Source organism: Allorhizobium borbori, assembly GCF_014196535.1.
GTDB lineage: Bacteria > Pseudomonadota > Alphaproteobacteria > Rhizobiales > Rhizobiaceae > Ectorhizobium > Ectorhizobium borbori.
In genome coordinates this window covers 1-1,261 of record NZ_JACIDU010000056.1, presented here as the reverse complement: position 1 = coordinate 1,261, position 1,261 = coordinate 1, and the positions used below count along the sequence as shown (strand labels likewise).

The 1,261-nt window shown below is 65.6% G+C and carries 1 protein-coding gene and 1 pseudogene; both read right to left on the bottom strand.

The window, feature by feature from the left end; all coding sequences use genetic code 11:
* Positions 1 to 580, bottom strand: a pseudogene (locus GGQ66_RS22890) (electron transfer flavoprotein subunit alpha/FixB family protein); the annotation flags it as partial.
* Positions 581 to 604: 24 nt separating this feature from the next.
* Positions 605 to 1,261, bottom strand: a 657-nt coding sequence (locus GGQ66_RS22885; protein ID WP_183796041.1) for an electron transfer flavoprotein subunit beta/FixA family protein, incomplete at its 5' end; no start/stop codon positions are given.

The window sequence follows — 1,261 nt, the reverse complement described above, 5'->3', positions numbered from 1 at the left end:
TCGCCGCCGTCAGTTCCGGACGCTCGGAGGCGGCAATCGCCTCCGACACGAACGTCGAGACACCCTTGTCGCCGGCAGAGGCAACGGCTTCGATGGCGGCCGAACCGCCTGCCGGGGCCGCCGCAAACGAGGCCGTGCGCACGGTGATCACCTTCTTCGCGTCGCTGGACTGCACCGTCTGGATGGCGTTGCCGGCATAGATCGGACGCTTGAACGTATCCGCCGAGACGACCTCGATGATTTCCGACACCTGCATCACGTCGAGAAGGGCCGCCACGCGCGGCAGCACGCTCTTGGCAACCGACGTCGCCGCGCCGATGACGACATCATAGCCGCCGGCCAGCGAGACGATCAGGTCCGTCAGCGGTTCGGACAGGCCATGCGCATAGGCGGCGTCATCTGCCACCAGAACCTTCGCAACGCCCGAGAGCTTCGCGGCGGCATCCGCCACGGCAGACGCGCCGGAACCGGCTACCAGCACATGCACGTCGCCGCCGATCTTCGTGGCGGCGCTCAGAACCTTGGCGGTCTGTTCGGAAAGGGCCTTGTTGTCGTGTTCGGCCAGAAGAAGAATGGTCATGGTAATAGCTCCTCTCGCGTCCGCTTAAAGCACGCCGGCTTCGGTCTTGAGCTTCTCGACGAGTTCCGCCACGCTCTTGACCTTGATGCCCGCCTTGCGGCCGGCCGGTTCTTCCGTCTTCACCACCTTGAGGCGCGGCGAAACATCGACGCCGAGATCGGCCGGGCTCTTCTTGTCGAGCGGCTTCTTCTTCGCCTTCATGATGTTCGGAAGCGAGGCATAGCGCGGCTCGTTGAGGCGCAGATCCGTCGTCACCACCGCCGGAAGCTTCAGCGCGATGGTCTGCAGACCGCCATCGACCTCGCGGGTGACGGCCACCGAGCCGTCGCCCAGCTCCACCTTCGAGGCAAACGTCGCCTGCGGGAAACCCGTCAGCGCCGAGAGCATCTGGCCGGTCTGGTTGGCGTCGTCATCGATCGCCTGCTTGCCGAGAATGACCAGGCCCGGCTCTTCCGCGGCAACCACGGCCTTCAGCAGCTTCGCCACCGCCAGCGGCTCGACCGTCTCGTCGGTCTCGATCAGGATGGCGCGGTCCGCGCCCATCGCCAGCGCCGTGCGCAGCGTCTCCTCGGCCTTGGCCGGTCCAATCGACACCGCAACCACTTCCGCCGCCTTGCCCGCTTCCTTCAAACGCAGCGCCTCTTCCACCGCAATCTCGTCAAACGGGTTCATCGACATCTT